Origin of the sequence: Thermoleptolyngbya sp. M55_K2018_002 (assembly GCF_015295965.1) — a bacterium.
In the GTDB taxonomy this organism is placed as follows: domain Bacteria; phylum Cyanobacteriota; class Cyanobacteriia; order Elainellales; family Elainellaceae; genus Thermoleptolyngbya; species Thermoleptolyngbya sichuanensis.
In genome coordinates this window covers 1-8,135 of the sequence record NZ_DVEA01000321.1, presented here as the reverse complement: position 1 = coordinate 8,135, position 8,135 = coordinate 1, and the positions used below count along the sequence as shown (strand labels likewise).

The window sequence follows — 8,135 nt, the reverse complement described above, 5'->3', positions numbered from 1 at the left end:
AGGATTTGACTCGCCTGATGATCGACGCAATTAACTTGGGCGGTGCGGCTCCGGCCGCTGCAAAGAAAACAGAAGTTGTTCAGGCAACTGAGCTGGTGGAACCTGCCCCAGAACCTGCGGCAGACGACGCAGAAGCCTAGAGGGTAAGCTGGAGCGCAGTTTCTAGTTTTGAGACGTGAGTTTGTGGATTGAGTTTGTGGATTAAGTTTGTTGATTTAGAGAAGGGCAGGAATCATGGCACACAAGAAAGGAACTGGCAGCACTCGCAACGGCCGCGACTCTAATGCACAGCGCCTTGGCGTGAAGCGCTACGGTGGACAAACCGTGACCGCAGGCAGCATCCTGGTGCGTCAGCGCGGCACCAAGGTTCACCCCGGCTTCAACGTTGGTATTGGCAGCGACGACACCCTGTTTGCGCTGATTGACGGCGTGGTGACGTTTGAGCGCAAGGGCAAGAGCCGCAAGAAGGTGAGCGTGTATCCGGCGGCGGAAACCGCGTCTGCCTAGGGCGTGCAAAACCCTTTGATCCCCCCTTAGCCCCCCTTAGAAAGGGGGAACCGAGCCGAACCACCCCGGAAGTTCCCCTTAATAAGGGGATTTAGAAGGATCGCCGGAAGTCCCCCTTATTTCTAGCGAAGCGGCGCGTAAGCGCGGGGATTTAAGGGGGATCGACTCAAGGCAATCAACGATCCAGGAAGTTTTAAGACACTGCTTAGTGTCATCAGTCGTTAAGCATCGAGTTAAGCATTGAGATAGGACTCTGGCAGGGCGATCGCCCTTTGCTCGGTTCCCGCTATTAACCTAAAAGCCTCTAAGGTCAAGCGTCGTCCTGTCGCTCATTCCCTCAGAGGCTTTTGAATTGAGGCTTTTGAATTGGAGCCTAGTCCCGAAGGTGGGGCGCTAATTTGTTTCGCTAATCGGGGGTGCTAATCTGGGGCGCTAATCCATCACCATGCCGCCATCCACATTCAGCACCTGCCCGGTGATGTAGGCGGCGGCGGGATCAGCAGCGAGAAAGCGGGTCGCGCCAGCCACCTCTTCGGCCTGACCATAGCGCCCCAGGGGAATCATTTTTAGGATGCTGTCGCTGTCGAGTCCGTGGGTCATGTCGGTGGCGATGAAGCCTGGGGCGATCGCATTCACGGTAATCCCACGCGGGGCCAGTTCCTTGGCGACGCTCTTGGTAAAGCCAATCACGCCTGCTTTGGCGGCGCTGTAGTTCGCTTGGCCGGGATTGCCCATCAGCCCCACGACTGAACTAATGTTGACAATTCGCCCGGATTTTTGTTTTAGCATGATCTTGCTGGCGGCGCGGGTACAGAGAAACACGCCCGTCAGGTTCAGGTCGATCACGGCTTGCCAGTCTTCCGGCTTCATCCGCAGCAGCAGCGTGTCGCGGGTAATGCCTGCATTGTTGACCAGCACATCGACCCGTCCCCATTTCTCCATGACGGCGTTGAACAGCGCATCCACCTGATCCGCCTTCGACACATCGGCTTGCAGGGCGATCGCCTCGCTGCCTGCGCCCGCAATCTCCGCCACCACCGCATCGGCCGCCCCGCTGGAACTGGCGTAGTTCACCGCGACCTTTGCGCCCTCTGCGGCCAGGGCCAGGGCAATCGCCCGCCCAATGCCCCGCGATGCCCCCGTCACAATGGCGACCTGTCCTGCTAACCGTTGTGTTGTCATAGCCGTTTCTCGAAAATCCAGAGTTCATCTTATCCCACAGGCGTTACGCCGTTAAGACCTGCTTTCTGGGGGGGTGTCTGGATGTCTCGCAGGCTGCGCCCGCAAGACGTAATTCGTTCCAAGACGAGTCCCGAAATCCAAGAGCGCGGGGCGGGGACAATCCTGGCGAGAAAACCCGCCGTGCATCGCCAGAAAACCGCCCCCCGTAGCCCAAAATCCTCACTAGGATGGAGATAACAGCAGCCCCCAAGCCCTACTTAACGGAGGATGCGACAATGGCCGTCAAGAAAGCCTTTGGCAGTTTTCAAGAGATGATCGATCAGTCGGAGAAGCCCGTGCTGGTGGACTTTTATGCGACGTGGTGTGGCCCCTGCCAGATGATGGGCAAGATTCTGGAAGACGTGAATGCCCAGATGAAATCCAAGCTGCGGGTCGTGAAAATCAACACCGAAGCCTATCCAGATTTGGCCTCAAAGTATCAGGTCTACGCGCTGCCGACGCTGGTGCTGTTTAAGCAGGGGCAGCCGGTGGATCGGATTGAGGGCGTGTTGTCTGCGCCACAGCTCATGCAGCGCCTTGCCGCAAAGATCTAGCCCTGGCAGCGGAGGTGGTGCAGCCGATAGCCGTCTTCGGTGCCGTCGTCGAGTGTGGTGCAGTTTTGCTGCGCTAGCTCCCGCAGCAGGGCGGGACGCTGGGCAATTTCGATATTTAGCAGCCAGAGATCCAGCGGGCGGGGTTGCGTGGCGACAGCGTTCAGGATGCTGGGGGCGATCGCCGCGACGGGTGACTCCTGATGCGCCAGCAGGAAGCGGGGTTCGGGGGCATCGGGAAACTGCGATCGCCAGGCCCAGGCAACGCCCATCAGCCGACCCGTTTGCCCATGCGTGCGGTGGGCGATCGCCACCAGAACGGGAAAGCGGGTATTCTCCCGAATCCGCTGAGCCAGCAGGTCGGGCCGGTGGGTCTTCTGAAAGCCCAGGTTTGCCAATACTGTGAGGCTGCCGAGTAATCCCAGAAGTGCGATCCAGTAAATCATCCGCCGCTGACCCCGCTGCCACAAAGCGGCCAGCCCGCCTGCAACTAGCACCATCATCGCCGGATAGACCACAAACTGATAGCGAAACGCTACGGTCAGATCGCGCTGAAAGCCGTAGGTGATGAGCAGAAACAGGGCGATCGCGCTCAGGATCACGCCGCCCAGCGCTACCACAGAGGCGGGCGTATTCTGAGCCTGGAGCCGCAGGCCAGCCGTGAGTTTGGCAGCCGTCCACAGCGTCAGCCCCACCAGCGCCAGCACCGAGGCATAGGCAATAACCTGCGACTTTGCCTGGACGGGCAGCAGATAGAGCATACTGACCAGCCCGCTGAGCAATTGTGCAATGGGCGCTAGCCACGCCAGCCCCGTGCGATCGCGCCGCACAATCCACCGGGTTAGCTCCGATTCTTGCGTGCCTTGAATCGCCGGAAGCCAGACCAGACCGCTGAGCAGCGTGCCCAGCCCCACCGCCAGCACCCGCCGCCAGCCCGCGCTCAGGCGAAATTTGCCCTGGCGGAGTTGATAGAGCGCCAGCCCTGCCAGCGTCATGGCTTCGGCGGCGAGGGCGATCGCCACAAAATAATGCGTCGCCAGCCCCAGCCCGTTCACCAAAATCCACACGCCGCAGAGCCAGAGCGCAGGCGCTTTCCCGGTTTGCAAATCGCGAACGGTCGCCAGCAGGCAAGCCAGGGAGGCCATCACCCACAGCACGGGCAGCGTGTAGTGCCGCGCCTCCTGCGCCAGATATACGCCAAAGGGCGACACCGCCATGAGCAGGGCGATCAGGTGGGCAGCGGGGCGAGTGCGAAAGGCCAGCCAGCCCAGCCCAAAGGCAGCGGGAATCGTCAGCGTGCCGAAGAGGGCCGAGAGCGATCGCACGCCCCACAGCAAGACATACCCTTCGTCGGGGGAAAATAGCCGCAGCCAGAGGTGCGTCAGCGCAAAATACAGCGGTGGATGGTTGCTCTCGCTCAGCAGGGTTTGCACCACATCGCCCGCGCCTGCATTGGGGTTGGGCACGAGCGGCTGCATCAGGTCTGATAGAGAAATCACGCGGTCTAGCGGCACGGTGCGGAAGCTGTTGCCCAGGCTAAAGACCATCGTGGAAAATTCGTCCGTCCAGGGGGCTTTGTCCGACAGGCGGGCAAACCGTAGCGCCAGCCCCAGCAGCGTCCACCCCAACAGCCAGAGGAGCGATCGCCCCTGGGTGGCAAGTCGATTTCTGAACACGGCAGCAGGGCGATCGGTCACTGGGGTTTGGCAAGCAATAGCGCAAGGACATCTGCCAACCGATCATAGTCTGCGGGCGTGTTGTAAAGCTGCGCCGACAGACGAATCAGCCGATCGGACACGCCCTGCCAGGGGATCACGGGAATTTCAATGGCGTGGTCTTCGACTAGCGCCCGGTAGAGCGAGTCAGCATCGCCCTCCGGCAGGGGCAGCGTCGCCATCGAGCCGATCATCTCGTCGGGACAGGGCAACCCCAACCCCAACCGCAGACTCAGCCGTTCTCGCGCCCACAGCGCCAGCGCCCGGTTTTGCGCCATGATGTCTGCCCAGCCGCCGGGCAGCAGCGTCGCTAGGTGCAGAATCGCCGTGCCGACGCAGAGAAACGGCGTGGGGTCGCCCGTGCCCGTCCAGTCAAATTCCAGATGAAAGAAGGGGCGATCGCGCCGGGGAGAATTGGCTCCGTGGCTAATCACCAGCGGCCGAATGCGATCGCGCCGATCTGCCCGCACATAGAGAAATGCTGCTCCTTTGGGCGCACAGAGCCACTTGTGGCAGTTGCCTGTGTAATAGGCCGCGCCCAGTTCGTTTAGCGCCAGCGGAATCATGCCAGGTGCATGGGCCCCGTCTACCAGCGTGTCGATGCCCTGATCCGCAAGCGCCCGAATCAGCGGCGAAATCGGCAACACCAGCGCCGTCTGGCTGGTCACATGGTCGATCAGCAGCAGCCGGGTCCGGTTAGAGACCTTGCTCAACACGCACTCGACCACCTGTGCGGGGCTGCTCAGCGGAAAGGGAATGTCTGCCACCACGATCGTTGCGCCGCTCTGCTGAGCGACAAACTCTAGCGCATTGCGAGAGGCATTGTACTCGTGGTTCGTGGTCAGCAGTTCGTCGCCAGGGCGAAACGAGAGCGATCGCAGCACAGTGTTCACGCCCGTCGTGGCATTGGGCACAAAAGCTAAATCGGCGGGACTCGCCCCCACAAACGCCGCCAGCACCGCCCGCGACTCGTCTAGCAAGGGTTCGAGCGATCGCCCAAAGAACTGCACGGGCTGTGCCTCTAGCTGCTGCCGAAGTGCCTGCTGCCGCTGCTGCACGGTCAGCGGACACGCGCCAAAGGAGCCGTGGTTCAAAAATGTGAACGCAGGGTCTAGTCCCCAGACCTTTCGCCAGCCCTGACTCGACGCACCAACCACCGCAGAAGAGAGCATGGCACAGGATTCAAAAAACTCCCCAGGCTGGATTCGAACCAGCGACCAATCGGTTAACAGCCGACCGCTCTACCACTGAGCTACTGAGGAACGCGAATCTCATATTAGCAGATCAAAACGGCCGATTGGCAAGAGCGAACCGCAGTTTTTTTGAGATTTTTTTGGAGGAGTGTTTTTGGGAGCCGTTGGGAAGAAGGGAAAAAGAAGAACGAAAAACGAAAAGAGAAGCGGGAGAGATGGAGGCTTGAGGGTGCTGAAAGGCAATTTAGGGCTTTTCAGGCTCTAACTCTCCAAACCGGAGCCGAGAGAGTTTTTCACGCGCCTGCGGGTCGAGGGAGTTGGCTAGGAAGCGACCGGGCGATCGCCCCTTGGTGAACTGCCGCCGCCGCACCCGCCGCTCTGCCGCCTCCACTTCCGACAGCAGTCGCTGCGCCGACATTAGCTCTGCGCCGTAGCCGATGACTGTCTGCTGCTGCGCCCGGTCAGAGGTGGCCACAATCAGCCGCTGCTCATATTTCCGCAGATCGTTGCGAAAGCGAGAGCAAGCCAGTTCGATAAAGGTATCTGCCGTTTGCTGAAAGTCGGTATAGCAGATGCAGAGATTTTCGGTGATAATTTCGCGGCTGCCCGGCGTGTCCTGATATTGCGCGTCGAATACGACCTGCGTGTTAAAGCCCTGAAAGGCGCTGTAGCCCACCAGCGATTCCACCAGCCCGCGCCGCGCTTCTTCTAATCCGTGGCGATCGCGCAGTTGCCGCAGCGCGTCCCAGGCTCCAATCACGTTGTAGCCATCGACGAGCAAAATTGCCTGATATACGGGGCGGCGACGGGGCATGGCAGAGTGCGGAGTGCGGAGCGCGACAATGGCGAACCAATAACGAACGAGGGGCGAACCAATGGTGAGCGAAGGGCAAACCAGTGGCAAACCAGAACGCAGCGTTAAATCATTCCAAAGCCGTGATAGCCAGGTATTACCTCTTCTTATATGATGCCCGGTTTTGTTGCAATTCGTAAACCGCTGCCGCTGTTTCCTGGAATCTTGAGAATCTCGACTTGCCCCTTTCCCCTCTTTCCCCAAACCCTGTTTTTCGATTCCTGTCCTCGTGCCTGTCGATTTCCCAAGTGACGCACTAAACTGGATAAAAGGATTGGGCAAACGACCAGTCCTGGCTTCTTCAGTCCTTGTGCTTTTCCAGATATTCCCTATGGCACGTAGACCCAAGGCACCCCAGCGTCCCCCCTCTTCCCGCTATATGGATGACGAACCCAAGCGATCGCCCCTTGGCTCAGCCATTAACTACGGCACGGCCATGTTGATGTCTGCCGTGTTGATTCTGGGCATCGGGCTTGGCATTGCCTTTAGCTCGACGGCAAACTTTGGCACTGAGAACGTCGCCTCGCGGGAAGTGATCGACCGCAGCGCTCCCAATGCCGATATCTGCGTGCAATACGGAGCCAGCGCCATCACAATGGATATGCGGGCGTTTCTGACGCTGAACCCGTTTAGCGTGTACGTGTCGCGTCCGGTGATGCAGCCCGGCTGCGTGTTGCGGAGTAGCAACTGGTCGATTCTGGAAAAGGCGAACGTAGTGAATGCTCAGGAAGTAAACGAGTGTCGCCGCCGTTTGAACACCTTTGGCTTTACGGGCGACATCCAGAAAGGCGGCGAGAATGTGCGCGTTACCTGTATTTACCAAAACGACTCTGCCCAAAACCTGTTCCTGGATCAGTCTGGACTCACCGGCACGCCGCGAGAAACCGATCGGTTCTAAAGGTCGGTTCCAAATACTTACTTTCTCGATTTCACGACATATCTTGAGGCCGCTCGTCCAGCCTTTTTTTAGCACTGACATACTTGAAACAGCACACTTAATGCCCTCATCCCCTACCACCTTCTCCCAGCTTGGGAGAAGGGGAGGCGGTTTCTGAGGCGAAGTCCCTCTCCCGCTCTAGGAGAGGGATTTAGGGTGAGGGCTGAAATTGCTGTGTGAAATATATAAGGATTTAGGGGCATTGACTCAAGGCAATCAACAACCTAGAAGGTTTTGAAGCACTGCCTAACCCCCAACCCCTAACCCCTTATCCTCAGTGGTGGCGATCGCCGGCCGGTGCTGAATCCAAGGCTGGTCTTGCTCTAGCTGTGCTGCCAGGGAAATGAGCGTCACTTCGTCGGCGGGCCGCCCCACAAGCTGAATGCCGATAGGCAATCCGGTTTCGGTGAATCCCGTCGGGAGGGCAATGCCCGGTTGCCCAGTCGCGTTCAAGATGGGGCTGGGCGCAACCCAGTGGACGATGTTTTGAAACATTTTGTGGGCAGGCAGGCTGGCCCATTCCCCCACGCGAATCGTGGGATGGAGAAACACGGGAAACAGGGCGGCATCGTAGGGCAACAGCGTTGCGACAATCTGGCGAGCGGCGATCTGCATCTGGTTCACTGCGGTCAGGTATTGTCCGGCACTGCGTTTGCGCGATCGCCAGTAGAGCCAGCGATTCAGCTTGCCCATCACAAACCACGGCACACCGACATCCACGCCCGTTTGCCAGACGGCGATCAGCGGCTCCACCAGTTGATTCAGGTCAATCTGCACAGGTTCGACCGTGTGGCCCAGCGCCTCTAGCCGCTTTGCCGTGTCCAGCACGGCCTGGGTGCAGGCGGCATCAGCAGCCCCGATGGGCGAAAAGTCCGTAGTATAGCCAATCCGCAGGCGGCCGGGCGATCGCCCTACTGCGGCCAGGAAACTGGGTTCGGGATCGGGCAGCCAGTAGGGATCGCCCACGGTATAGCCCGCCATTACGTCCAGCAGGGCTGCGGCATCTGCCACCGTGCGGGCGATGGGGCCATCGGTAGACAGCCCGTTCATGCGATCGCCCACCGGAGCCAGCGACACCCGCCCTCGTGCTGGCTTTAGCCCCACCAGCCCGCAGCAAAACGCCGGTCCGCGAATTGAGCCGCCGCCGTCTGTGCCCTG

General features: G+C 59.6%; 8 protein-coding genes and 1 tRNA gene. 3 read left to right on the top strand and 6 right to left on the bottom strand.

Features of this window, described 5'->3' with window-relative positions:
* Positions 1-234 precede the first annotated feature (234 nt).
* Positions 235-507: a 50S ribosomal protein L27 gene (gene rpmA / locus IGS51_RS16355; protein WP_205370756.1), complete on the top strand. Its 273-nt coding sequence runs from the start codon at positions 235-237 to the stop codon at positions 505-507.
* A gap of 432 nt (positions 508-939) precedes the next feature.
* On the opposite strand, the gene fabG is transcribed toward rpmA, so the two are convergent.
* Complete coding sequence (fabG, locus tag IGS51_RS16350; RefSeq protein ID WP_297079847.1) at positions 940-1,689, bottom strand: 3-oxoacyl-[acyl-carrier-protein] reductase; 750 nt, start codon at positions 1,687-1,689, stop codon at positions 940-942.
* A gap of 275 nt (positions 1,690-1,964) precedes the next feature.
* Here fabG and trxA point away from each other — a divergent pair, with 275 nt between their 5' ends.
* Positions 1,965-2,282, top strand: coding sequence for a thioredoxin (gene trxA, locus IGS51_RS16345; RefSeq protein ID WP_297079846.1), 318 nt, complete (start codon positions 1,965-1,967; stop codon positions 2,280-2,282).
* Here the strand turns inward: trxA and IGS51_RS16340 are convergent.
* From IGS51_RS16340 to IGS51_RS16325, 4 genes are all read right to left on the bottom strand, one after another.
* Positions 2,279-3,976 carry a glycosyltransferase family 39 protein gene (locus tag IGS51_RS16340; protein WP_297079844.1) on the bottom strand — a complete coding sequence of 566 codons (1,698 nt, stop codon included), beginning with the start codon at positions 3,974-3,976 and terminating at the stop codon, positions 2,279-2,281. The two genes, trxA and IGS51_RS16340, sit on opposite strands and share 4 nt — an antisense overlap.
* Positions 3,973-5,166 (bottom strand): aminotransferase class V-fold PLP-dependent enzyme, encoded by a 1,194-nt coding sequence (locus IGS51_RS16335; RefSeq protein ID WP_297079842.1) that lies wholly within the window; start codon positions 5,164-5,166, stop codon positions 3,973-3,975. The genes IGS51_RS16340 and IGS51_RS16335 overlap by 4 nt, the downstream gene beginning before the upstream one ends.
* Positions 5,167-5,184: 18 nt before the next feature.
* Positions 5,185-5,256 (bottom strand) — tRNA-Asn (locus IGS51_RS16330).
* A 175-nt stretch (positions 5,257-5,431) separates the two neighbouring features.
* Entirely contained in the window at positions 5,432-6,001 is a 570-nt protein-coding gene (locus IGS51_RS16325) for an NYN domain-containing protein (protein WP_297079840.1), read from the bottom strand.
* Positions 6,002-6,371: 370 nt separating this feature from the next.
* Between IGS51_RS16325 and IGS51_RS16320 the strand changes: the two genes are divergently transcribed.
* The gene (locus tag IGS51_RS16320) at positions 6,372-6,938 is read left to right on the top strand and encodes a DUF3172 domain-containing protein (RefSeq protein WP_297079837.1); all 567 of its coding nucleotides are present in this window, start codon (positions 6,372-6,374) and stop codon (positions 6,936-6,938) included.
* 285 nt (positions 6,939-7,223) lie between these two features.
* On the opposite strand, the gene IGS51_RS16315 is transcribed toward IGS51_RS16320, so the two are convergent.
* Positions 7,224-8,135 (bottom strand): amidase (locus IGS51_RS16315; protein ID WP_297079836.1); only part of this gene is annotated, 912 nt, incomplete at its 5' end.

Bases quoted from the DNA above. Each gene is read 5' to 3' on its own strand.
- rpmA (WP_205370756.1), top strand. From the start codon at position 235: ATGGCACACAAGAAAGGAACTGGCAGCACTCGCAACGGCCGCGACTCT.
- fabG (WP_297079847.1), bottom strand. From the start codon at position 1,689: ATGACAACACAACGGTTAGCAGGACAGGTCGCCATTGTGACGGGGGCA.
- trxA (WP_297079846.1), top strand. From the start codon at position 1,965: ATGGCCGTCAAGAAAGCCTTTGGCAGTTTTCAAGAGATGATCGATCAG.
- IGS51_RS16335 (WP_297079842.1), bottom strand. From the start codon at position 5,166: ATGCTCTCTTCTGCGGTGGTTGGTGCGTCGAGTCAGGGCTGGCGAAAG.
- IGS51_RS16325 (WP_297079840.1), bottom strand. From the start codon at position 6,001: ATGCCCCGTCGCCGCCCCGTATATCAGGCAATTTTGCTCGTCGATGGC.
- IGS51_RS16320 (WP_297079837.1), top strand. From the start codon at position 6,372: ATGGCACGTAGACCCAAGGCACCCCAGCGTCCCCCCTCTTCCCGCTAT.